Origin of the sequence: Kribbella sp. NPDC051587 (assembly GCF_044453945.1) — a bacterium.
Lineage (GTDB): Bacteria > Actinomycetota > Actinomycetes > Propionibacteriales > Kribbellaceae > Kribbella.
Map to the genome: position 1 here is coordinate 377885 of NZ_JBITDE010000007.1, position 23570 is coordinate 401454.

A 23570-nucleotide genomic window follows, 5' to 3' on the forward strand; every position below is an offset into this window, starting at 1 on the left:
TTCCGCAGGACCCTTCGCTAGAGGAGATTCGAGTGAGCACCTCGACCATCGGCCTGTTCGCCGGCCTGTTGATCGCCATCGCTGCCGCGGCCGGCGGGTTCCCCGGCTTCCTGCTCGCCCTCGTGCTGGGTGCGGTCGGCCTCGTCGTCGGCCGTTTCCTGTCCGACGGCAGCGGGACCAAGGCGCTCGACGACCTCCTCTCCCGCCGAAACCGTGGCTGACACCAGCACCCCGCGCCCGACCGACGAACTGCCCGCCGGTGGTTTGCCGGCCGGAGGTGTGGTGACCGACGGAACGACGGTGGACGGGCGTGCGTCGAACGGACGCGCGCCGGACGATCTCGCACCGGTGGACGGGCCGGTGCCGGGGGTCTCGGAGCCGTCCGCGATCGCATTCGGGGGCGATCGCGGCCGGCTCGAGATCGCACAGCGGGCGGTCGAGCGGATCGTGGAGATCACGGCCCGCCGGCATCCCGCGGTGTCGCGGCAGTCCGCCGTACTGGGCCGTGGGCTGCCGAAAGCGCGAGCAGTGGTTGCTGGTCAGCGGGTCCGGGTCTCCCTGGAGACCGCGATCACGTGGCCCCATCCGCTCGCCGAGACGGCGGCTGACCTCCGCCAGGCGATCACGACGGCAGTTGAAGACCTGACGGGGCTTGGCGTGGATCGAGCCGACGTCACTATCACCACCGTGGACGCTTCAGAAAACTCGGAGAGCGCTCTCTCGGCTGACGCTTCGGTGGCTTCCGATGCGGTGGCCGGGAAGCGGCCGGTGGCGGGGGCGGCGGTTGTCTGGGTCGGCATCGTTGGAGCGTTTCTGCTCATCCTGGCCGGGTGCGTGGCGATTCGGGAGATGGCTGTTGCTTCCGGGCTGATGGACGGTGCGTCGTGGGTGGCTCGCGGGTTCGGTCGCAGGTTCGCATTGGAGCCCGCGGGGTGGATGCTGTGGGCCGGGATCGGTGCGTTGGTTGTCGGTCTGCTGGTCCTGCTGTTGACGTACAAGCGCCGGCGCCGGACTCATCACGCGATCAACGGGGCCGACGGATTCGTGTGGCTGCGGAGTACGGATATCGCGCGGCTGGCCGCCGACAGTGCTCGGCACGTGGATTCGGTGACCGAGGTGTCCGGCCACTTCAAGCGCAAGCGCGTCGACCTGATCGTCACCACTTTCGGTGATCGGGCCCGCGTCACCACCGATGTGACCTCGGTCGTCGACGACCGCCTTCGGATCATCACCCCGGCGCCGCGCACGCGCATCGCCGTACGGGAGGAATGACATGCGACGTGGAGTGATTGCCCTCGACCGTACGGTCGGAACGCTGATAGCGCTCTCTCTGCTCGCCGCCGGCGCTCTCCTGATCGCCTGGCAGTACGACGAGCTCCCGTCCGCACCGGATCGGATCACGGCCGGTCCGTGGACCGATCCGACCGGCGCGGAATGGTGGCCCTGGGCAACGGGTGCTGCCGGAGTGATCGCGATCCTGTTCGGCCTCTGGTGGCTCGCGCGCCACCTGCCCCGACGGGTTGGCGGTCGGTTCGCGCTGCCTGGCGGTGACCGGAGCGGCCAGCTCGTGGCCGACGCTCACTCGGCGGTGGACGCCGCTGCTCAAGCGCTTGCCCGTACGCCGGGCATCCGCGACGGCTCTGGTCAGGTAGTCGCTGACCGGGGTCAACTGGTTGCCGAGCTCACCTGCACGATCGAGCCGACCGCCGATCTGGAGGTCGTCCGCGCGGCGGCAGCCCGGATCGCCACCGAGCTCACCGGCGTTGTCGGCCTGCCCGCGATCCGGACCCGGATCCGGCTCCGCGTGGCTCGCTCCGACAAGACCGTTGCCGTCGCTCGCGTGATCTGATCAGGAATCGAGAAGCAGGTACGACGGTCTCATCCCTACTGTCGTAGCCATGGAGAACACGAGCACACAGGAAAAGAAGGCGGGAACGCCGGGAGCGCTCTCTCGCTGGTTCCAGCGCACGGTGAACGGGCGGGCGATCCGCAAGATCCGTCGCGGACGCGCCACGATGATGGGGATGGATCTGCTGGTCCTGACCACCGTCGGACGCCGCAGCGGGCTGACCCGGGAGAACCCGGTCGCCTGGTTCGCGGACGGTCCGGACGCCTGGTTGCTGGTCGCTTCCGGCGGCGGGAGTCAGCACCCTGGCTGGTACGCGAACCTGCTGGCCAACCCGGGCGCGGCCACGGCCGAACTGCCCGGTCGCGGTGTCTTCGCGGTGACGCCCGAGCGGCTGACTGGTTCGTCGTACGACGCGGCGTGGGCCTCGGTGGTCGAGGCCCAGCCACGGTTCGCGAAGTACCAGGAGAAGTCGGCGCGTAAGTATCCGGTCGTCCGGCTGACCCCGCGCGTCTGATTACTCGACGAGCTTGCCTTCGGTGGAGATGTCGTCGCGCATGAGCGCCCGGATCTCGGCCGGGATCTCGGGGATGCGCTCTCTCGTGATCTCGCCGGGGCCGGACCACACGAGGTTGACCTGCAGCGACTCGTCGAGGTCGGGGAAGTCCGAGCGGTTGTGACAGCCGCGGGACTCCCGGCGTTCGAGCGCAGCATCGAGCGTGGCCCGAGCGGCGAGTGCGGAGGACTTCAGGTCGAACGCGTGTGCCAGATCCTGGAAGCCGGCGATGTCAGGGTGAACGCCGATCTGAGCCGTGCGCTCCTCGATCTCGCCGAGCTCTTCGATGCCGGCCAGCAGACCGGCCTCGTCGCGAACCACCCCGGCGCGCGCCGTGAGAGTGTCGCGGAGCGCTCTCTGCAGGGCCCGGACGTTCTCCGGGCCGTCGGCCGCGAGCAGGCCGTCGACCTCGGCCCGCGCCTCTCCGACCACGTCCGCGGATCGCTGCTGGGACTCGCGATTCATCGAGAACTTCGCCGCCTCCTCGCCCACGATCCGGCCGAACACGAGCAGTTCGATCAGCGAGTTCCCGCCTAGACGGTTGGCTCCGTGCAGCCCGCTGGCCGCCTCGCCGAGCGCGTACAGACCGTCGACCCCGGTCGAATGATCCTCGGCCCGCACCCAGACCCCACCCATCGAGTAGTGCGCGGTCGGCGCGATCTCGATCGGATGCTGGGTGATGTCGAGCATCTGCAGTTCGAGCAGCGTCTGGTAGACCCGCGGCAGCCGCTGCATGATCGTTTCCCGCGGCAGGTGCGACACGTCGAGCCAGACGCCACCCTTCGGCGTACCGCGTCCTTCCTTGATCTCCGTGTACGCCGCCAGCGCGACCCGGTCCCGGGTGGACAGTTCCATCCGCTCAGCGTCGTACCGGCTCATGAAGCGCTCTCCGAGCGCGTTCCGGAGCTGACCGCCCTCACCCCGCGCGGCCTCGGAGACCAGGGTCCCGGCCGCGTTCTCGGGCTCGAGCAGGCCGGACGGGTGGAACTGGACGAGCTCGGGATCGCGAATCCGCCCACCGGCCGTGACCGCGAGCCGGAACGAGTCTCCGGTGTTCTCGTCACGACGAGACGACGTACGACGCCAGATCCTGGTATGACCGCCGGCCGCCAGAATCACGGCATCAGCGTGAATGACATACCGGCGACCGGTGTCGAGGTCGAATCCGTAGGCGCCGAACACGGTGTTGTCACGGACCAGGATCCGGGTCACATAGACGTTGTCGAGGATCGGTACGCCGAGCTGAACCGCGCGATTCACCAACGTGCGCTGGATCTCCAGGCCGGTGTAGTCACCGGCGAACGCCGTCCGGCGGTAGGTGTGCGCGCCGAAGAACCGCTGCGAGATCCGCCCGTCGGCCTCCCTGGCGAACGGCATGCCGTAACGCTCGAGGTCGGCGATTCCCTGCGCCGCACCCTCGGTGACGATCCGGACCGTGTCCGGGTTGGCCAGCAGGTAGCTCTCCTGCAAGGTATCGGCGGCATGCTGCTGCCAGGTGTCCTCGGGATCCATCGTGGCCAGTGCCGCGTTGATCCCGCCGGCCGCCAGCGACGTGTGCGCGTCGTTCCGCGGACGTTTGCCCAGGGCAAGAACTTCGACGCCACGCTCGGCCAGCTCGATCGCGGCCCGCAGGCCACCACCGCCGGTTCCGATCACCAGGACGGAGGTTGCGATCTGCTGCTCGGCCATCGTCATTGACGGTCTCCTTCGGCTCATCGGCTCTACAACCACTTGACCACGCAGATTCCGGAACCGTGACAGATCGATCAGGTAACGGCAGTCACATCGGCGGTGGGGCTTGTCACAGTGGGGGTCGATGCGCTGTCTTAGCTGGTGACAGCTTTTACGGAGGAGGACTTCGGTGCGCACAATCGTGGTGGTCGGGGGCGGGTATGCCGGCTTCTACACCGCCTGGAAGCTCGAGAAGAAGCTCCGGCGCGGTGAGGCCGAGGTGGTGCTGATCGATCCGCGCCCGTACATGACCTACCAGCCGTTCCTGCCCGAGGTGCTGTCCGGCTCGGTCGAGGCCCGGCACGCGGCGATCTCGCTCCGCCGGAACCTGCGCCGGACCCGGATCATCGCCGGCTCGGTGACCACGGTCGAGCATGCCCGCCGTACCGTCACCATCCACCCGGTCAGCGGCGACGACTTCGAGCTCCCGTACGACGTGATCGTGGTGACCGCCGGCGCGGTCACCCGCACGTTCGACCTGCCCGGAATCGCGGAGCACGCGATCGGGATGAAGCACGTCGAGGAGGCGGTGGCAGTCCGCGACCGGTTGCTCACCGCCTTCGACGAGGCGTCCGTGCTGCCGCCCGGCCCGGTACGACGCCGGCTGCTGACCGTGGTGTTCGTCGGCGCAGGCTTCAACGGCGTGGAGAGTTTCGGCGAACTGCTCTCACTGGCCAACAGCCTGCTCAAGTCGTACCCCAGCCTGACCCGTGACGACCTGTCGTTCCACATGGTCGAGGCGACCTCGCGGATCCTGCCCGAGGTGACCGACGGTCCGCGAGCCTGGGTACGCCGACTGCTCGAAGGCCGAGGCGGTCACCTGCACCTGGAGACCACGGTCGTCTCAGCCACCGGCGGTCACGTCGTGCTGTCCGACGGATCGGAGTTCGACGCCGAGCTGATCGTCTGGACGGCCGGCAACGCGGCGACCCGACTGGTTCGCGGTCACACCGACCTCCCGGTGACAACGCGCGGCCTGATCCAGACCCGGCCCGACCTGCGAGTCGGAACAGACGACGACATCGTCCCGGATGCATGGGCGGCAGGTGACGACGCCGCGATCCCGGACCTCGCCTCGGACGTGCCCGGCGCTTTGACGGTACCGAACGCACAGAACGCCGTACGGCAGGGAAAGCTGCTCGCAAAGAACCTGATCGCCAACCTCCGCGGTCGCGAACCGAAGCAGTACAAACACCACTCGCTCGGCTCGGTGGCGACCCTAGGCCTGGGCACCGGCGTCTTCCAGTTCCGTCGCATCGTCGTGAAGGGCCTCCTCGCCTGGCTCATGCACCGCGGCTACCACGTCCTCGCCGTACCGACCTGGGACCGCAAGGTCCGCGTCCTGGCGATCTGGCTCGCAGCCGTCTTCTACGGTCGCGACATCGTCTCCCTAGCCTCAGTCCAACAACCCCGAGCCGCCTTCACCACCGAAGCCGACCAAAACCCCCACCCACTCACCCAGAAAGCCAACCACCTCTAACACCCAACAACCACCCCACGACAACCGCCGCCGCAACCCGACGCTCCCCGTACCGCAGCCAGTCCCGAGCGCCGCCCTTCCCCAACCGCCACCACAGCCCCTCAACCACAGACAACGCGAACCCAGCCGCGTCACCCCTCCCGAACCGCATCCCAGCCCGTCGGTCACAGGCAACGCGAGTCTGGTCGCGGCGCCTTTCCCGGACCGCACCACACCCCGTCGGTCACAGGCAACGTGAATCCGTTCGCGGCGCCCTTCCTGAACCGCAACCACATCCCGGTCAACTCAGGCGACGTGAATCCGTTCGCGGCGCCCTTCCTGAACCGCGACCACGGCCCGTCAGCCACAGGCAAAGGTGAACCCGGTCGCGGCCTCGCCATCCCCCTCAGCCACCGCCCAGCTCAGCCTCCTGTCTTCAATCGGCCGCAGCCATGCCCAGCCACAGCGAGACATAGCCGGCCGAGTCGCCTACCTGACCGTCCCACAACCACCACCGACGGTCGACCAAACCTCAAGGCGTCACACATGAACGCATCGACCTGCTCGGTCACGCCGGCTGTGTGAGGGTTCGAACAGTTGCAGAAAGCCCCTTCCCTAACAGGAACCACAGCCCGTCAGCCACAGGCAACGTGAGCCCGATCGCGGCGTCTCTCCCGGACCGCAACCACAGCCCGTCAGTCACAGGCAACGTGAGCCCGATCGCGGCGTCTTCCCCGGACCGCAACCACAGCCCGTCAGCCACAGGCAAGGGTGAACTGGCGTCGCGACCTCGCCACCCCCCTCAACCACCGCCCTGCTCAGCCGCACGGCCTTTAATCGGCCGCCGACATGCTCAGCCACAGCGAACATAGTCGGCCGAGTCGCGCACCTGGCCGCCCCACAACCCGACCCTCGCCGACGGCCCACCAAGCCCCCGAGGCGCCACACATGAACCGTACCGACCTGGTCGGTCACGCCCGTGGTATGAGGATTTGGAAAGTTGCCTAGAGCCCCTTTCGTAATAGGACCCACAACCCGTCAGCCCAGGTATCGTGAATCCAATCGCGGCGTCTCTCCCGGACCGCAACCACAGCCCGTCAGCCCCAGGCAAGGGAGAACCCGGTCGCAGCCTCACCATCCCCCTCAGCCCCCGCTCCGCTCAGCCACCCTGTCTTTAATCGGCCGCAGCCATGCTCAGCCACAGCGACACGTTCCCGGCCGAGTCGCCCACCTGGCCTGCTGGGGATTCGACCACCACCGATTCTCGACTAAACCTCCAGACGTCCGACGTGAACGGATCGACCTGCTCGGTCGCGCTGGTGGCGCAAGGGTCCGGAAAGTTGCCGAGAGCTCCCTTTCCTAACAGGAACCACAACCTCTCAATCACAGGCAACGTGAACCCGGTCGCGGCGTCTTTCCCGGACCGCAACCACAGCCCGTCAGCCCCAGGCAAGGGAGATCCCGGTCGCAGCCTCGCCATCCCCCTCAGCCACAGCGTCGCTCAGCCGCCCTGTCTTTAATCGGCCGCAGACACGCTCAGCCACAGCGACACGCTCCCGGCCGAGTCGCCTACCTGGCCGCCCTGCGACTCGACCACCGGCGGCGGTCGACTGAAACCATAGGGTGCGCCAAGCAGATGGCTAAGGGGGATGGTGCGGTCGGCGACCGAGGTACACCCATGCCTGTGGCTGACGGGCTGTGGCTGAGGCGCGTGATGCTCGGGAGTCTTGCGCTGGGGTGAGTTTCTCGGGTCTAGGCGACGAAAAGCTAACCGGTAGTGCACCCGGCCAGTCATGGTCTGCTTCGGTGGATAGGGACCGCGTGTCGGGGGTGTGTACCTGCTGCGGTGGGTGTGAACAAGCTATGGCCTGTTCACATCCCCGAGGTCTTGTTCAAACCCTCGGTGGTTGGCGTGACTCGGCCGCCTGCGGCGGTCGACTGGAGCCTTCGGGTGCGGCAGGTAGATGGTTGAGGGGGATGGTGCGGTCGGCGACCGAGGTACACCCTTGCCAGTGGCTGACGGGCTATGGCTGAGGTGCGGGATGCGAGGAGGTCTTGCACTATGGGTGAGTTTCTCGGGTCCAGGCAATGAAAGCCAACCGGTAGTGCACCCCGCCAGTCATGGTGTGGCTCGGTGGATAGGGACCGCGTGTCGGGGGTGTGCACCTGCTGCGGTGGGCGTGAACAAGCTATGGCCTGTTCACATCCCCGACGTCTTGTTCAAACCCCTGGTGGTTGGCGTCGCTCCGGCCGCCTGCGGCGGTCGACTGAAACCTTCGGGTGCGGCAGGTGGATGGTTGAGGGGGATGGTGCGGTCGGCGACCGAGGTTGAGGTTGCCTGGGCTTCCGGGCTGTGGCTTGGGTGCGTGATGCTTGGGGGGTCTTGCGTTATCGGTAAGTTTTTCGGGTCCAGGTGACGAAAAAGTACCGAGCAACGTCATCGGGAGGTGTGGGCAAGTTGAACGGGCAATCAGCCCACAAAACAGCCCACGAATCCGTTGTAAATAAGGGGTTCTCGGCTCGAAAACTGTCGGTAGGCGTGGCTATGCTTTTCGGTATGGAGAACTTGGCGATGGCGCCGGTGTGGTCGCAGAGTGGCAGCGAACTGCTGACCACTCTCGACAACCTGTACGCCGCCAAGTCCCTCATCGAGACCTACATCCTGCAAGCCACCGCACGACTCGACGACATGGGCACCGCCCAAGAACTCGGCGCCCGCGACACCGTCGAACTCGTATCACAGCGGTACCGGCTCGACCCCGCCGTCGTCCGTAAAGACCTGAAGTTTTCCGGTGCCCTCGGCAAGTATCCGGCGGTGACCGACGCGCTGCCCGACCCCACCGACCCGGCACACCCGGCGGTCCTGGATCCCGCGCTGGCCAAGGTGATCGTCACCACCCTGGAGAAGGCGCCCGCGTCGGTCCCGGTTGACGTGTTGGAGGTCGCCGAGGAGCAGATGGTCGAGGTGGCCCGGATCTCCAACCCGCGTGAGCTGGCCAAGTTCGGCCAGGAGGTCCTGGCGCGGTTGGATACCGATGGTGCTGAGCCGGCTGAGGACGAGGCGCTGGCGAAAGAGACATTCCGGTTGCGGCAGGTCGATGGTGGGGTCAGGTTCTCCGGGTTCGTGGCCGGTGCCAGCGGCGAACTGTTACTGACCCAGATCCACACCGGAGCCAAACCGCACAAGACCGTCGACGGTGAACGCGACCCCCGGCCACTCGACGTCCGCCAAGTCGACTCGTTCAAAGGAGTCCTGGACGCCGCCGCCGGCAACCCCGACCATCCAGGCGTACCGCACATCACCGTCACCATCGACTTCAACGACCTCAAAGCCGCGCTCCTCACCAACACCCCCGAAGCCTTCCGCGCCGGAGACACTGAGTCCGGTGGGGCTGGTGCGGTCGGTGAAATGGTGCTCGGAGGCAACCTGTCCGCCTCGGCCGTGCGGCTGCTGGCCTGTGACGCGGCGATCCTGCCGATCGTGCTCGGCGGCGACTCACAACCCCTGGACGTCGGTACCGAGCAGCGGTTCGTGAACCGGTACCTGCGCCGGGCCTTGAACAAGCGCGACAAAGGCTGCGTGGTCTGCAAAGCACCACCGTGGATGTGCCACGCCCACCACATCATCTACTGGGCCGACGGCGGCCCGACCAGCCTTCAGAACCTCGTCCTGCTGTGCGCTGCCCACCACCGCGCAGTGCACGCGGGCCAGTGGGCTGTCTCGATCACGGGCGGGCTCGTCCAGGTCACCCGTCCCGGCTGGGCTGACCCACCACCCCGTACGAGTCCCACAGCCCTCGCCGACCTGGCCGCCGTCATCGGCTGGGCCACGCCTGCCTCGAGCGCGAGCCCAGACGGGGTCACGCCTGCCCACAATGCTGCTGCTGATGGGCTTGCAGCCGACCCTGGGAGGCCTAGGGCTGCAGGCGACGGTGGAGCTGGTGGGTTTACGCCGGGTGGCGATGTTGGTGGTGATGGGTTCGGACCTGCCCGCAGCTCCGGGTTCTGGGGAGTTGACGGGCTCACGCCTGCCGACAGCGGCGGGGCTGGTGGGCTGAGCGCTGACCGCATGGGTGGCGGTGTCAGCAGCAACCCGGTGTACGAGCAGGCGACTCGACTTCCTGCCGCCAGTCGACTCCCTAGTCCGGAGGTGGCCGCCGCTCGCGAGGCCTTCCGGACTCGCTTGAGGGCGATGGTGCCCGACTTCACCGATCCCTGGGCGACTGACACCGCCCCAGCCACCGGTCCGTAGTCGCCCAGCCCGCGGGCGGCTTCCCGCCCCGAGCGATCCGCGCGGTCACTGCCTCGCGGATCGCACGATCGCGGCCGCGGACCGCGAATCCAGTCGGTGTACGCCGTGCATTAGGCGGTAGGGCGAGACCGGGTTCGCGTCGGTCGAGGCTCGCGCTGGCGGCCGGCGTACTGGGGGGTGCTGGTACGGCGGTTTGGCGCGGATCCGGTCGAGTTGTCGGGGGCACTGTGCTGAGGCGGGCAGGACCGGCGTACCCGGACGTGCTGGTACGGCGGTTTGGCGTGGAGCTGGTCGGATTGTGGGGGCGGCGGGCTGAGGCGGGCAGGACCGGCGTACCCGGACGTGCTGGTACGGCGGTTTGGCGCGGATCCGGTCGAGTTGTTGGGGGCACTGTGCTGAGGCGGGCAGGCCCGGCGTGCCCGGACGTGTTGGTATGGCGGTTTGGGGTGGAGGTGGTCGGGTTGTGGGCGGCGGGCTGAGGCGGGGAGGGCCCGGTGTACCGGGGGTGCAGGTGTGGAGCCGGTTGAATTGCCGCCCCGCATGGCCAGATGCCCACGCTGGGGCGGCGAGTTGAGGTGGGTATGGCCGCATACGCGGTTGTGCAGCAGTGGCCGGATGCCCATGCAGGGCGGCGAGTTGGAGGGGCATGGGCGGACGTGCCCTTGTCGGGGCAGGGGTAGTCGGGGTGGTGGGTTGAGGTGGTCAACGGCCGGATGCCCACGCAACGGCGGTGTGAGGCGGGGCAGTCGTCGTTCGTGGGCGCCGTCCTATCGGCTGGCTAAGGAGCGCGTTAGGGTTAGGTTGATGCGTCAACTGGGGCGGGGAGGTTGATGGTGTGGGCTAGGGCGGACATGGTGGCGAAGCGGGTTAGTTGTTCGGGGGTGAGGGTGGTGGGTGGGGATTCGCCGGGTACGGCGGGTTGAGCGTGGTCGGCGATGATGGATTCGACGCCGCCGGGGGTGAAGAAGAACAGCATCTTGGCGGCGTGGTTGCCGATGTTGTGGAAGCGGTGGCGGACGCCGCGGGGGATGTGGACGAAGTCGCCGGGCTTGGCGAGGAAGGTTTCGTCGCCGTCGAGGAACTCGAGTTCGCCGGACAGCAGGTAGAAGGTCTCTTCCTCGTTGGGGTGGGCGTGGGGTGGGGGACCGCCGCCGGCGGGGACCGTGGCTTCGATCAGGCCGAAGCCGCCGTGGGTCTGCTCGGCGCGGGCTTTGATCGTGTAGACGTCGCCGGCTGCCCAGACCGGACCCATGCAGGCGTGTGAGGAGGCGCGGAAGGTGCTGGCGCTGATCGGGGAGAAGTGCTCGCGCTCTTCGAGCTCCGCGACGGCGCCAAGGGGTTCAACGAACTGAGGAGAACGCTCGCTCCGATCACGCAACGGATGTTGAGCACGAGCCTGCGCAATCTCGAGTCGGCGGGACTCGTGACGCGAACCGTTTATCCGACCCTGCCGCCACAGGTCGAGTACGCCGTTACGGCCGCGGGCAAGGATCTCCTGGCGATCGTCGGCCAGATCGAGGGCTGGGTGACGACGTACCGCGGCTAAGCACCCGGTACGGCGAGGAGGTCCGCGAGCACGGTGTCGAGTGCCATCCGGGCCGCGCCCAGCGCGACCGAATCCGCACCCATCGTCGAGCTGATGACCTCGATGGGGACCAGCGCCAACCGGGCCAGCTCACGTCGGAACGGTTCGGCGATGATTGCCCCACCGCGTGACATCCCGCCGCCGAGTACGACGACCTCGGGATCAACGGCCAAAGCCAGTACGGCGGCGCCACGGGCCAGCACCTCGGCGAATTCGATCAGCACTCGCTGACTCTCCGGATCCTGCACAGCCGCGGACGCGATCACCAACTCGCCCTCACGACCGGAAGGCAAACCGGCAGCCGCCGCCAACGCGGCACCGCGGGCGTGCAGTTGGTCGACCGCGGCCTCCCAGCCGAGCGCCGGCCAGGTACCGATCTCGCCGGCCGCGCCGTGGTGGCCCTGGTGCACGTGCCCGTTGATCAGCACTCCGGCGCCGGCGCGATGACCGGCGAACATGTAGACGATGTCGCGATACCCCTGCGCCGCGCCCTTCCATTGCTCAGCCAGGGCAGCCAGCTTCACGTCGTTCGCTACCGCAACCGGTACGCCGAGCCCGGCCGACAGCTCGGCAGCTACGTCGACCTCAGTGAAGCCGGGCAGCGAGTACACGGCCAGTCCAGAGCCGATCGGACCACGCCGTACGTCCTGAACGCCCTCACCGGCCCGGAGCGCTCCGGTGACGCCGCAGGCGGCGTTGGTGATCTCGGCCGGGCCGAGACCGGCCTCGCGCCAGGTGGCGCGCGTGATCTCGATGGCAGCAGCTAAACGACCAGCAGCGTCCAGCGTCGGGTCGAGCTCGACGCGCTGGGTGGCGAGGGTGTTGCCGCGCAGGTCGGTGACAACGGCCATTGCCTTGTGCGCACCGATGTCGATACCGCTGACGTGGCCGGACTCGGCCCGGAAGCGGAAGTGCCGGGCCGGACGGCCGGCGCCGCGGGAGGCAGCGGCCGTGGACCGTGGGGGAGCGGTCTCTTCGACGCGCCCCTCCGCGATCAGGCCGGCGAGGAGCTCCTCGGCCGTCGGCCGGGAGACGCCGACGACGGCGCGGAGCTCACGCGGGGTCAGCGACTCGGCCTTCAGGAAGGCCTCCAGCGCTGCTGCGGCGTTCAGCTTCCGCAGCAGCGAGGAGTCACCTGATCGTCCAGAATCCTGAGCCACCCCAGGAGATTACTATCCGACCGAGGGGCCGAGCCCGAGGGACTGCGGCGTGCTCGAGTCGGGCGACGGCTGGTGCAGGCCCTCGTCCAGCGCGCCGTACTCGGTCATCAGGGCCGCGCTGCCGCCCCACGGCGTCTGCTCTTCGGCGATCAGCGTGTTGGTGGTCAGCAGCAGCCCGGCCACCGAGGCGCCGTTCTGCAGCGCCGACCGGGCGACCCGGAGCGGATCCACGATGCCCATCTGGAGCATGTTCCCGTAGACGCCGTCCAGGGCGTCGAAACCGTCGTCGACCCCCATGGCCGACGTACGCTCCAGGACCTCGCCGCCGTTGTAGCCGGCGTTGGTCGCGATCAGGTACGCCGGTTCGCGCAGCGCGCGCCGCACGATCGCCACTCCGGTGGCGTAGTCGTCCTTGACGTCCAGATCATCGAGAGCCGACGCGGCATGTAGGAGGGCCATGCCGCCGCCGGCCACGATGCCCTCAGCCATTGCGGCGCGGGTCGCGGAGAGCGCGTCCTCGACGCGATGCTGAAGTTCCTTGAGTTCGGCCGGTGTCGGTGCACCGACCCGGATCACGGCGACCCGTCCGGACAGTGCGCCGATCCGCTCGGTCAGCACGTCCTCGTCGACTCCGAACGACGCCCGCTGCAGCTCGGCCCGCAGCTGGGTGAGCCGGAACTCGACCTCTTTCTCGTGCCCGCCCTCGGCCACGATCGCGGTCCGGTCCGCGTTGACCCGGATCTGGTCCGCGCGGCCGAGCTGGTCGAGCGTCATCGTCTCCAGGGTGAAGCCGGAGTGCTTGCTGTAGACCGCGCCACCGGTGATCGCGGCGATGTCCTCGAGCTTGTGCAGCCGCCGGTCACCGAAGCCAGGTGCCCGAACGGCGACACACTGGAAGAGCCCGTTCACATGGTTGTGCACGAGCATGCTGAGCGCGGTGCCTTCGAGGTTCTCCGCGATGATCACCAGCGGTCGCGGCGCGCGCATGATCTTGTCCAGCAGCGGCATGATCTCCTGGATCTTGGTGATCTTCTCGCTACACAACAGGATGTACGGATCCTCCAGCACCGCCTGCATGCTGCCCGGATCCGTCACCATGTACGGCGACAGGTATCCGTTGTCGAACTCGAATCCCTCGACGAAGTCCACCCGCATCCCGTACGTCGCCGACTCCTCGACCGTGACGATGCCGCCGTCACCGATGGTGTGCAGCGCCTTCGCGATCACCGCGCCGACCGTGTCGTCGTCGTTGGCCGAGATCGCGGCGACCCGGGCGAGATCGCGCTCGCTCTGGACCGGATGCGCCACCTCGCGCAGCCGCTCGACCAGCTTGCCGACGGCCAGGTCGATACCCCGTTTCACCAGCACGGGGTTGCCGCCGGCCGAGATCGCCGTCATGCCCTCGTGCACGATGGCCTGGGCGATCACGGTGGCGGTCGTCGTACCGTCACCGACGATGTCGTTGGTCTTGATCGCGGCTTCCTTGACCAGCTGCGCGCCCATGTTCTCGAACTGGTCCTTGAGGAAGATCTCCCGGGCGATCGTGACGCCGTCGTTGGTGATCACCGGCGATCCGGTGATCTTCTCCAGGATCACGTTGCGGCCCTTGGGGCCGAGGGTCGTCTTCACCGCGTCGGCGAGCTGATCCACCCCTGCCAGCAACAGGTCGCGTGCCTGGGTGCCGAAGCGAAGTTCCTTGGCCATGAAAACCCTCCAGAAAAGTCAGTCAGGGAACGAGAATCGCGCGGCCGCGAACCCGGCCGGCGTCGAGATCGGCGATCGCCTCGGCGGCCGCGTCCAGGGGATAGCTGCGGGTGTGCAGGGTGACCTTGCCGGCCTGGGCGAGCGCCATCAGTTCGGCCAGCTCGTTGAAGGTCCCGACGATGTTCCCGATGATGTTGCGTTCGGTGGAGATGATGTCCAGGGTCGGGATCTGCACCTGGCCGCCGTACCCGATCACGAAGTACGAACCGCCCGCCGCCGTCATCGCGAAGCCGTCCTGCTCCGCACCCTGCTCGGCGACGAAGTCCAGTACGACGTGCGCTCCGGCGCCGTCGGTGAGCTCCCGGACCGTCTCGATCTGGTTGCCGTCCGCAACGACCGTCTGATCGGCACCCAGCTGCTCGGCGAGTTTCAGCGCCTCGGGATTGCGGTCCACCACGATGATCCGGGTCGCGGTCAACGCGGCCAGGCACTGGATCCCGATGTGGCCGAGACCGCCCGCGCCGATCACGACCGCCGTCGTACCGGGCCAGAGCAGCGGGATCGCCTTGCGGACCGCGTGGTACGCCGTGATGCCGGCGTCGGCCAACGCGGCAACGTCTTGTGGTCGCGTCGCCGGGTCGAGTTTGACGCAGGCGCGTGCGGAGGTGAGGAGGTACTCCGCCATCCCGCCGTCGCTGTCGAGTCCCGGGAAAGTGCTTGCCACACAATGCATGTCGTCGCCGGCCCGGCAGGCCCGGCACAGCCCGCAGGTTGGCGTCGGGTGCAGGATGACGGTGTCGCCAACGGCGACATTGGTCACCGCGGAACCGATCTCCGAGACCCAGCCGGCGTTCTCGTGGCCGATCGTGTACGGCAGCGGCGGGTGCATCGCCGCGTCCCACTGGCCCTCGATGATGTGCAGATCGGTCCGGCACACTCCCGCGCCACCGATCTTGACGACCACGTCCAGCGGGCCCTTGACGGCCGGTTCCGGTACGTCCTCGACGACCGGCTGCTGGTGGTATCCGTGCAGTCGAACGGCCTTCATCCCTGCTCCTCCTCGGGGTACCGATGACTCAACATGCCCCTGCAGATCCCGGTGTTGGCCTCGATCCCGGTCCGGGTGAGGCGAGCGAAACCCAAGTACTTCGGTGCCCCGGCCGCCTCGACCGGCCCACCGGTCGCCGGGTCGATGAGCAACGGCGACGTGTCGTCCACCGGCAAGCCGAGCTCGGTACGCCGACGACGCAGCCGATCCAGCTCGGGAGACTCCGGTACGTCGCCCAGCGTCAGCGCGGCCAGCGACGCCGGATCGGTGCCGGAGGCAATCAACGGCCGGCACACCTGGTCGGTGCCGGCCAGCATCGCCTTGGTGACGAAGGTGCGCCGCAGCTCGTCCAGCTCGGCGGCCGCCTCACCGTCGAAGCTGGCGACGAACCCGGCCCGGGCGGCGACCCCGGCGTTGATCTGCGCGCCCGCGAAGTGGTCCTCCAGGACCACGTCGACCGAGCGGATCTCCGGTAGGGCGGCCAGGACGTCGTACGCGTCGGCGACCATCAGGAACGCGAAGTTGGCCGCACAGAAGTACGTCGGGAGCCGGAGCCGGACGGCGACGTCGCCGGCTGCCGACACGTGGCAGGACGCAACGAACCCGAGCGTGGTGATCGGCTCATCCAGCTCGGGATCCCGGACGCGGTCCAGGGCGCTCAGCACCCTGGACCGCTCGACGACTGTCGTCATTACTGGGTGACCAGCTTCGCGTCGTCCTGCGCCGCCGGAGTGGCACTGGCAAGCTGCAGCTCGTCCGGCACCTTGATGTCGTAGAGCTTGGCCGCGTTCAGTCCGAGGATCTTCTTCTTGCCCTCGACCCCGAGCCGCGGGTAGTCCGCGAACTCCGGTGCGTCCGGGAACTCCCAGTCGACGAAGCCCTCGATCTGCCACTTCGGTTCCCAGATGCCGTAGTCGCTGCCGAACGTCATCTTGTCCTCGCCGACCCAGAACAGCAGCTCACCCATCACCTTGGCGAAGAAGTGCGGCCGGGCGTGCATCAGACCGCCGATCACGACGGACAGACCGGCGTACACGTTGGGTTCCTGGGTCGCCATGAAGCAGAAGTCCTCGATCCGCGGCAGCCCGACGTGCTCGACGATGAAGTTGAGCTCGGGGAAGTCGGTTGCCGCGTGGTCGATGTCGGAGACGTCGAACGCGTCCTTGTCCAGCGGCCAGATCGTCGGGCCCTTGTGGACGTGGACGTTCTTGATGCCCCACTCCTGGGCCTTCTCCAGATACCGGTACGCCGCCGGGTCGGACAGCTTGTAGCCCCGGGACCCGTTGTTCCACTCGGCGGTGTAGAGCTTGACGCCGGTGGAGTTGTACCGGTCGATGTTCGCCTTCAGCTCGGCCAGCCCGGTGTCGCCGTCCCGCGGGTCGAACCGGGTGTTGTGGACGAACAGGCCCGGATGCTTCTCACCCAGGCCGGCGTTCTTCTCGGTGGTGTTGAACCCGTCGGCGTACCACTCCTTGAGGTACGTCGGCTGGAAGACCGCGACGTCCACGTAGCCGTCGGAGAAGACGTCCTTCATCAGGTCGTCCTCGGTGTAGCTCATGAACTTCTCGATCGTCCAGTGGGTCTCCTGGGGACCCAGGCTCTGGTAGGCGTGGAAACACTCGATCCAGCCTTTGGCGTACTGTTCGGCGCCCGGCACCCAGTTGTCCGGCCCGGCGTCCCAGAAGTGCATGTGGCTGTCGACCACGAAGTACTTCTCACCGTTCTTCTCGTACACGGGCGGTCTCCCCCTACTCGGTCGCGGAAAGATCGAAGCCGATGTACTCGGCCGCGTCCTCGGGATTGGCGAACATGATGGTCCGGTCGTCGAGGTGCACCATCCGCCCGTAGTGGGTGGACATGTTCTCCTCGAACTCGGCCGCGTCGTAGTAGCCGGGCTCCTGGCCGAGGGCCTCGGAGATGTCGTCGTAGACGAAGTCCATCCGGCCGGTCGCGTCGACCCGGATCATCGACGGCAGCGGCGTCACGGTGACGTTGTCCAGACCGCTCATCACCTCGGCCACGACCGCGCCGACCTGGTTGTTCATCAGGGTCACGCCGCACTTGTTCGACGCGGTGTTGTCGGACTTGAACGGGCTCTCCGACGTGGTCTTGAGGCTGGTCACAGTGTCAGCTCCTTCGGGTCCTCGAGGCCCAGCGTGGAGAGGATCCCGCTGAACCGGCTCTTCACCCGGTCGAGTCCGTCCTCGAACCGCGGCGGCTTGGCATCCGGCTGCGACCACAGCGGCTGCAGGGTGCGGGCAGCGGACAGGGCGAGCGCGGTCCAGGTGGACAGCCAGTCCTGGAGCAGGGCCTTGTTGTGGTCCGCGAACTCGCTGTCGTTGGTCAGCAGCTCGAACATCGCCGTGGTGTAGCGCAGGTCGCGCTCGGCGAAGTCGTGCTCGCCGGCACCGATCACCGTCGGGGTGACGAAGTCACCGTTGCGCGGTGCTGCCTGCTGGACGAGCTGGCTGCGGAACAGCTCACCGACCAGCGGCTCGAAGACGACGTTCGCGGCGAAGATCGCCTCGCCCCAGTCGTCGATGCCGGTCAGTCGCTCGGCGACGTCGCGGACACCCTGCCAGGCCGGATCGGACGTCCAGGTCTCCAGGTGCGCCGTACCGTCGAAGCCTTCGATCTCCTCCGACAGCGTGAGGTTGTAGAGCGCGAGGTCCTGGGCGGCCCGGATCCGGTGCATGCTGTTCACCGAGATCGCGTTGTTGTGCATGTTGGTGGGTGCGCGCCGGTTGGCGTTCGCGTACAGGTACAGGCCGAGGCCGTGGTCGACGTGCATCCAGGCGCCGACGTGCTGCTCGACGAAGCGGACCCAGTTCGGGTTCCACTGCTCGAACGCCTTGGACAGCTTGGCCGAGTCGATGTTCTGGTTGACCTGGCGGACCACGTTGGAGTTGTTGCGGTAGAAGGTGAGCTCCCACTCCTCGTTCGGGTCGCGGAACTCGTGCCAGCCGGTGGCCGGCCACTCCTTCGGGAACATCCCGCCACTGCCGATGCCGCGCTGCGGGGACTCCTTGTCCTGGCCCCACGCCTTGAGCGCGGTCCAGTCCAGCGGGTAACCACCGCGGCCGTCGGCGAAGCCGTACAGCCAGCCCTGGCTCAGGTAGTGCCGCGGGTCGGGCTGGACGTCGACCGTGACGTCCTCGTACAGGCTCTGCTTGCGCTTCTGCGGCTTGTAGTAGTTGTACTGCCGCGACGACGAGTCCGGGAAGACCCGTGCGCCTGCCTCGGCATCGGTGAAGACCGGCTTCGGCACGCTCCGTTCGGGAGCGGGATTCTGTGTGGTGGTCATCGGCTCTCTGCCTCCAGCACCTTGGGGTCACCGGCATCGCCGGTCGTGGTGAACTTGTCGTAGTAGATGTGCTTCGGTACGACGCCCAGTCCCTCGAGCAACGGGAGTGCGGCCTCGACCATCGGGGGCGGGCCGCACACGTACGCGTCGGCGCCCTTCAGATCCGGTTCGTGCTTGCGGACCACGTCGGTGATCAGCCCGCTCTCGCCGTCCCACTCTTCTTCGGACAGGGCCGGCACGTACCGGAAACCCGGCAGGGTCTCCTGCAGTGCCTGGAGTTCGTCGTGGAAGCACAGGTCCTGCTGCTTGCGGGCCCCGTAGTAGTAGGTGGCCTGCCGTTCGATCCCGCGCTCGGCCATCGTCCGCAACAGCGACAGGATCGGCGCCATCCCCGCGCCGCCGCCGACGAACACGATCCGCGAGCCCGGGTTGTCCCGCAGCGTGAAGACCCCGAACGGGCCGGTGATCTCCAGCTGGTCCCCGACCTGCAACCGCTGGTCGAGGAACTCGGAGAACATTCCGCCCGGGTAGATGCGGATGACGAATTCCAGTTGGCCCCCCTCACCGTTGACACCGCCGCGGCTTGAGGTGTTGGCCATCGAGAACGAACGGCTGGCCTCCGTCCCCGGTACCCGGATGTCGACGTACTGGCCGGGGAAGAACTTGAGCTCGCCGTCGTCCCCGGTCAGCTTCAGCACCAGATGCCGCAGGTCATGGGTGACCGGGGTGATCGCGACCACCTCGGCGACCCGCTCCTGGATCGGCAGCCCGGAGCGGATCATCTCCTCGTCGTAGTTGAGCAGTTCGATCGTCAGGTCCTCGTAGGCGTGCGCCCGGCACAGCAGCGTGTAGCCCTCGTCCAGCTCGTAGTCCGGAAGCGCGAAGGTCGAGTACCGATCGTGCTCGATGTCGTCACCGTCGAGAACGAACGACTTGCAGGAGGCGCACTGCCCCTCCTTGCACCCGTGCATGAGCATCACGCCCTGCTCGGCCGCGGCGCGGAGGATCGTCTGATCCTCCGCCACCTCGATCTCGATGCCGACGGGTTCGAACCGTACGACGTGTTTGCCCGTCATCCGTCAGTCTTTGCCGGGACGTCCGCCGGGACCACCCTTGACGTAGCGGGCGGCGAACGCGGTGCGCTCGTCGTCGCTCATCTCGTTCAGCAGCACGTTCGGGCTCGCCAGCGGCGGGCACTTGCGCAGGTCGTCGAGGGTCCACATCTCCTTGGGGTTCAGGTCCAGATGCGGCTGCGCGACCATCGTCTTGCCGTCGTCACGGACGAAGCCCATGTCGGAGACCACGTCCGCCCAGTTCCAGCCGTGGTACAGGGTCTCCCACTCGCGGTGCCCGATCAGCTTGCCCATGTTCGGCGTCTGCCGGCCCTGGTACGTCGGCCGGAACGCGGTCGCGTCGGTCCACTTGCACATCTCGTGGCAGTAGGTGCGCCACTGACCGTCGACCTTCTCCATCACCATGTCCTCGCGGACCAGGCAGGGCACCATGCAGGTCCAGCAGCGGTGCGGGTACTCGTAGTCGACCTCCTCGAAGACGATCGGCTTGTTGCCGTGCGGCTTCGAGAGCCGGGCGTAGTTCTCCCACCAGGCGCCGTACTTGTCGTACCAGCCCGGGTACTTGTACTCGAACCACTCGAAGTCCTTGTCGTCCATCGGGTCGATCCGCCAGTAGTTGGCCAGCCAGCCGGTGGCGAAGAACTGCGCGACCTCGTGCACGTAGCCCTTGTTCCAGATCTGGTTCCAGGACTCCTCGATCAGGTCGTGCGGGATCTCCAGGCCGTACTTCTCCAGCGGCACCAGGTAGCTGCGGTAGTAGTCGTCGTAGATCCAGCGCCGCCACATCTCGGCGTACGACTCGCGATCCTTGCGACGGTCCTTGGTGCCGTACTCGATGAAGGTGCCGATCGCGGCGTCGACGACGCGGTGGTTGTTCCACCAGGCATAGCGCAGGTCGCGGGCCAGCAGCTGGTGGTTGCCCTCGTCGGCCAGCGCCATCAGCAGCGTCGCGTACCCGTTGCTGATGTGCCGGGACTCGTCGGACTGGACCGAGTGGAACACGGTCGGCAGCAGGTAGTCGCCGTTCGCGGCGGCCTCGGCCGGCATCGCGACGAACAGCGTGTTGGTGAACGCGGTCTCGGCCACGATCGTGAGGTAGATACTGGCCGCGGTGATCGCGTCCCCGGTGATGAACCCCTCGGCGAACTGGCGGCCGATGGTGCCGCAGTAGTCGCTCTGGAAGTTGCGCAGGCTGGAGTTGAAGCCCGCCGGGTCGATGTAGTTGTTCATGTACAGGCGCTTGAGGTTCTGCTGGATCGTCGAGTGCCTGACCTCGTCGATCATCTGGATGGCCTGCCCGTTGTGCAGCTCCGGGTTCGGAACGGTCCGGAACAGCAGCGGCATCGCCCGCGCGGCGGAGATCTCCGGCAGCGGGATGATGCTCAGGAACAGCTTCTGCCATTCCAGCCAGCGCTCCTGCACCTGCCGGAACATGTTGCCGCGGATCGCTCCGTCGGAGGCGCCGTAGACGCGGTGGTCCTTCTCCTCCTGCATCGGGAAGTACGACCGCAGGACCTGCTTGAGCGGGTCCTTCTTCTGCGCCTTGCGGAACGTGTAGTCGGTCCCGTACTGGGAGACCGGCTCGTGGTAGGCAGGCTCCCAGGACAGCTCCTGGATCTTCTGGTGGGCCTTGGCCACACTCTGGCGACTCATGGCACTCCTTACGTCGCTGGGGTTGCTTCGAAGTAGATCGCCGCCGCGACCGCACCGAGGTCTCAATATGAGATGCCGGTCACGGCTCGCCGAACATCGCTTGTCTGAGCTCGGCCAGGCGTTCCTGTTTGGCGACCGCGATCCGCTGGTCGCCCTGGATGTCGGGATCGATCCCGAGGGCCCGCAGCAGCTCGGCCGCGGGCTCGCTGGGATTGCCGTCGCTGCCGAGAACCGGATGCAGGCCGGCGGCGGCCAGATGCTCGAAGACCGCGTGGACGATGGTCCAGGGGTTGTAGGTCTCGCTCATGCTTCACATCGGACGGCCACCCGGACGCAACGGATGTCTCAATCTGAGACCGCGGATGTGGCGCACTGCACTACTCTCGAAAGGAGTGCAGTGGGGAGGCTCTGTGGACGAACTCGCTCTGACAACCAAGACCAGCCCACGGGTCGCGCAGGCCCGGCTGAACTTCCTGACGTTCGAACCGGTCCGCGCCGCCGACGTGCGGCCGACCATCCTCGCGTCCTGGGTGCGCTCGCAGCGGTGGAAGCTGCCCGCGGACCGCATCGCCCTCCCGTACGTCGCCGACCCTGATCTCGAGCTGCCGTTGAGCCGTAGTGCACGTCCGGTGCTCCAGCAGTTGCACGAGAATCTCGACGGCCAGGCGATCAGCATCATCCTGACCGACCGCAGCGGACTCGTCCTCGAACGCCTGACCGCTGACGCCGGTCTCGGCCGGCACCTGGACAAGGTCCACCTCGCGCCGGGGTTCAGCTATGCCGAGGAGTTCGCCGGCACCAACGGCATCGGTACGGCGCTCGAGGGTGGCGGCCCGATGCACGTCTTCGGCCACGAGCATTACGCGGAGGACCTCGAGGACCTGGCCTGCGCCGGCGTACCGATCAAGCACCCGGTCACCGGGAAGACGGTCGGGGCGATCGACCTGACCTGCTGGCGCAAGGACGCCGGGTCGCTGCTGATCGCGCTGGCCAAGACGACCGCCGACAACATCCGCGCCGCGATGCTCTCCGACAGCTCCACCCGCGAGCTGGCACTGCTTCAGGCGTACCGCAACAGCAGCCGCCGGCTCGGCGACATGGTCATGGTGGTCGACGACGACCTGCTGATGATGAACGCGCAGGCCCGACAGTTCCTGGACGCGGCGGATCAACGCGCCGTACTGGGTTATGCCGGTGAAAGCCTGAGCCGCGGTACGGCGGAGTCAGTAGCAGCGGAGTTGCCTTCGGGCACGTGGGTGCGGATCAACTGCCGTCCGGTTGAGGGCGGCGCGCGTGGTGCCGCCGGGCTGATCCAGATCAGTGTGCTGGGGCAGGCGCCTTCCATCGAGAGTCACCGACCGCCGTCGCGGCCCCTGCTGCCCGGACTGGTCGGCCGGAGCGCGGCGTGGCTCGGCAGCAGCCGTGAGGCCGACAACGCGTGCCGTGCGCGGCAATGGGTCGTACTGACCGGTGAGCGCGGAGTGGGCAAGGTCGCGCTGGCCCGGGCGGCGCACCAGCAGAACGACCACGGCGGTCCGTGCCGCGTGATCGACGCCGCGGGGGCGGGGTTCGCCCTCGAGCTTGAGGCCGAGCTGGCCGATGACACCCTGCGCACGCTGGTACTGCGCCACGCCGAGCGGCTCGATGCGCGGATGGTCGACTTCACGGTTGACGCGCTGTACGGCGTACTGGAGCGGCGACCGTCCAACCTGCCGTGGGTCGTGCTCACCCTGACCCCGGATGAGGGGGAGCCGCCCGATCTGGGTGATCTGCTGACGCTGTTCCCGCTGACGGTCGACGTACCGCCGCTGCGGCACCACATCGAGGACGTGCGGGAGCTGGTGCCGTACTTCCTCGATCGGCTGAGTCATGGCGAGCTGAGCTGCGGCCCGGACACCATGCGCCAGCTCATGCGGTCGCCGTGGCCGGGTAACACTGCGGAGCTGTGTCACGTGCTGCAGCAGGTAGTCGCGCGGCGTCGGCGAGCCGGAGTGATCACGCCCGGCGACCTGCCGGCGCGGGTACAGGCGATCAGCCGGCGCAGCCTGAGCCAGCTGGAGGCGCTGGAGCGGGACGCGATCATCCGGAGCCTGTTGGCGAACGACGGGCACAAGGGCCGCGCGGCCAAGTCGCTCGGGATGTCCCGCGCCACCATCTACCGGAAGATCCACGACTACGGCATCCAGTAGCTTTGCGGGT

Annotated in this window: 20 protein-coding genes; 8 read left to right on the plus strand and 12 right to left on the minus strand. The window is 67.6% G+C overall.

Features of this window, described 5'->3' with window-relative positions:
* Nucleotides 1–32 precede the first annotated feature (32 nt).
* From ACIA49_RS25905 to ACIA49_RS25920, 4 genes are read left to right on the plus strand one after another with little or no spacing between them, the layout of a single operon-like run.
* Entirely contained in the window at nucleotides 33–221 is a 189-nt protein-coding gene (locus tag ACIA49_RS25905) for a hypothetical protein (RefSeq protein ID WP_132173446.1), read from the plus strand.
* Nucleotides 214–1272, plus strand: a complete 1059-nt coding sequence (locus ACIA49_RS25910) for a DUF6286 domain-containing Asp23/Gls24 family envelope stress response protein (protein ID WP_396379908.1) — start codon at nucleotides 214–216, stop codon at nucleotides 1270–1272. Before ACIA49_RS25905 ends, ACIA49_RS25910 begins: the two co-directional genes overlap by 8 nt.
* A 1-nt stretch (nucleotide 1273) precedes the next feature.
* On the plus strand, nucleotides 1274–1849 hold the full coding sequence (locus tag ACIA49_RS25915; protein ID WP_396379909.1) for a hypothetical protein: 576 nt from the start codon (nucleotides 1274–1276) through the stop codon (nucleotides 1847–1849).
* A 49-nt stretch (nucleotides 1850–1898) separates the two neighbouring features.
* Nucleotides 1899–2363 carry a nitroreductase family deazaflavin-dependent oxidoreductase gene (locus ACIA49_RS25920; RefSeq protein WP_396379910.1) on the plus strand — a complete coding sequence of 155 codons (465 nt, stop codon included), beginning with the start codon at nucleotides 1899–1901 and terminating at the stop codon, nucleotides 2361–2363.
* Here the strand turns inward: ACIA49_RS25920 and ACIA49_RS25925 are convergent, their stop codons facing one another.
* Nucleotides 2364–4097, minus strand: coding sequence for an L-aspartate oxidase (locus ACIA49_RS25925; RefSeq protein ID WP_396379911.1), 1734 nt, complete (start codon nucleotides 4095–4097; stop codon nucleotides 2364–2366).
* Between the two features lie 166 nt (nucleotides 4098–4263).
* Here ACIA49_RS25925 and ACIA49_RS25930 point away from each other — a divergent pair, with 166 nt between their 5' ends.
* Together ACIA49_RS25930 and ACIA49_RS25935 are read left to right on the plus strand one after the other, a co-directional pair.
* Nucleotides 4264–5613: an NAD(P)/FAD-dependent oxidoreductase gene (locus ACIA49_RS25930; RefSeq protein ID WP_396379912.1), complete on the plus strand. Its 1350-nt coding sequence runs from the start codon at nucleotides 4264–4266 to the stop codon at nucleotides 5611–5613.
* A 2536-nt stretch (nucleotides 5614–8149) separates the two neighbouring features.
* Nucleotides 8150–9844, plus strand: coding sequence for a DUF222 domain-containing protein (locus ACIA49_RS25935; RefSeq protein ID WP_396379913.1), 1695 nt, complete (start codon nucleotides 8150–8152; stop codon nucleotides 9842–9844).
* Nucleotides 9845–10640: 796 nt separating this feature from the next.
* Here ACIA49_RS25935 and ACIA49_RS25940 read toward each other — a convergent pair.
* Nucleotides 10641–11096 carry a cupin domain-containing protein gene (locus tag ACIA49_RS25940; protein ID WP_396379914.1) on the minus strand — a complete coding sequence of 152 codons (456 nt, stop codon included), beginning with the start codon at nucleotides 11094–11096 and terminating at the stop codon, nucleotides 10641–10643.
* A 48-nt stretch (nucleotides 11097–11144) separates the two neighbouring features.
* Here ACIA49_RS25940 and ACIA49_RS25945 point away from each other — a divergent pair, with 48 nt between their 5' ends.
* Nucleotides 11145–11390: a winged helix-turn-helix transcriptional regulator gene (locus tag ACIA49_RS25945; RefSeq protein WP_396379915.1), complete on the plus strand. Its 246-nt coding sequence runs from the start codon at nucleotides 11145–11147 to the stop codon at nucleotides 11388–11390.
* On the opposite strand, the gene ACIA49_RS25950 is transcribed toward ACIA49_RS25945, so the two are convergent.
* The 10 genes from ACIA49_RS25950 to ACIA49_RS25995 all read right to left on the minus strand — a co-directional run bounded on the left by ACIA49_RS25950 (nucleotide 11387) and on the right by ACIA49_RS25995 (nucleotide 21678).
* On the minus strand, nucleotides 11387–12589 hold the full coding sequence (locus tag ACIA49_RS25950) for an ROK family protein (protein ID WP_396379916.1): 1203 nt from the start codon (nucleotides 12587–12589) through the stop codon (nucleotides 11387–11389). The genes ACIA49_RS25945 and ACIA49_RS25950 overlap by 4 nt on opposite strands.
* A 12-nt stretch (nucleotides 12590–12601) precedes the next feature.
* Nucleotides 12602–14293 carry a chaperonin GroEL gene (gene groL, locus ACIA49_RS25955; protein WP_396379917.1) on the minus strand — a complete coding sequence of 564 codons (1692 nt, stop codon included), beginning with the start codon at nucleotides 14291–14293 and terminating at the stop codon, nucleotides 12602–12604.
* Nucleotides 14294–14315: 22 nt separating this feature from the next.
* Entirely contained in the window at nucleotides 14316–15341 is a 1026-nt protein-coding gene (locus ACIA49_RS25960) for an NAD(P)-dependent alcohol dehydrogenase (RefSeq protein ID WP_396379918.1), read from the minus strand.
* Nucleotides 15338–16033 carry an iron-sulfur cluster assembly protein gene (locus ACIA49_RS25965; protein ID WP_396379919.1) on the minus strand — a complete coding sequence of 232 codons (696 nt, stop codon included), beginning with the start codon at nucleotides 16031–16033 and terminating at the stop codon, nucleotides 15338–15340. Before ACIA49_RS25965 ends, ACIA49_RS25960 begins: the two co-directional genes overlap by 4 nt.
* Nucleotides 16033–17076, minus strand: coding sequence for an amidohydrolase family protein (locus tag ACIA49_RS25970; protein ID WP_396379920.1), 1044 nt, complete (start codon nucleotides 17074–17076; stop codon nucleotides 16033–16035). Before ACIA49_RS25970 ends, ACIA49_RS25965 begins: the two co-directional genes overlap by 1 nt.
* Before the next feature lie 13 nt (nucleotides 17077–17089).
* Nucleotides 17090–17464 carry a propane 2-monooxygenase effector subunit MimD gene (mimD, locus tag ACIA49_RS25975; protein WP_396379921.1) on the minus strand — a complete coding sequence of 125 codons (375 nt, stop codon included), beginning with the start codon at nucleotides 17462–17464 and terminating at the stop codon, nucleotides 17090–17092.
* The gene (locus ACIA49_RS25980; RefSeq protein WP_396379922.1) at nucleotides 17461–18645 is read right to left on the minus strand and encodes an aromatic/alkene monooxygenase hydroxylase subunit beta; all 1185 of its coding nucleotides are present in this window, start codon (nucleotides 18643–18645) and stop codon (nucleotides 17461–17463) included. The genes mimD and ACIA49_RS25980 overlap by 4 nt, the downstream gene beginning before the upstream one ends.
* A complete protein-coding gene (locus ACIA49_RS25985) occupies nucleotides 18642–19721 on the minus strand; it encodes an NADH:ubiquinone reductase (Na(+)-transporting) subunit F (RefSeq protein ID WP_396379923.1) in 1080 nt (359 codons plus the stop codon). The genes ACIA49_RS25980 and ACIA49_RS25985 overlap by 4 nt, the downstream gene beginning before the upstream one ends.
* A gap of 3 nt (nucleotides 19722–19724) precedes the next feature.
* Nucleotides 19725–21371 (minus strand): hypothetical protein, encoded by a 1647-nt coding sequence (locus ACIA49_RS25990; RefSeq protein WP_396379924.1) that lies wholly within the window; start codon nucleotides 21369–21371, stop codon nucleotides 19725–19727.
* A gap of 79 nt (nucleotides 21372–21450) precedes the next feature.
* Nucleotides 21451–21678, minus strand: a complete 228-nt coding sequence (locus ACIA49_RS25995) for a hypothetical protein (protein WP_396379925.1) — start codon at nucleotides 21676–21678, stop codon at nucleotides 21451–21453.
* A gap of 103 nt (nucleotides 21679–21781) precedes the next feature.
* Between ACIA49_RS25995 and ACIA49_RS26000 the strand changes: the two genes are divergently transcribed.
* Nucleotides 21782–23560 (plus strand): sigma-54-dependent Fis family transcriptional regulator, encoded by a 1779-nt coding sequence (locus ACIA49_RS26000; RefSeq protein ID WP_396379926.1) that lies wholly within the window; start codon nucleotides 21782–21784, stop codon nucleotides 23558–23560.
* The last annotated feature ends 10 nt before the right edge of the window (nucleotides 23561–23570 follow it).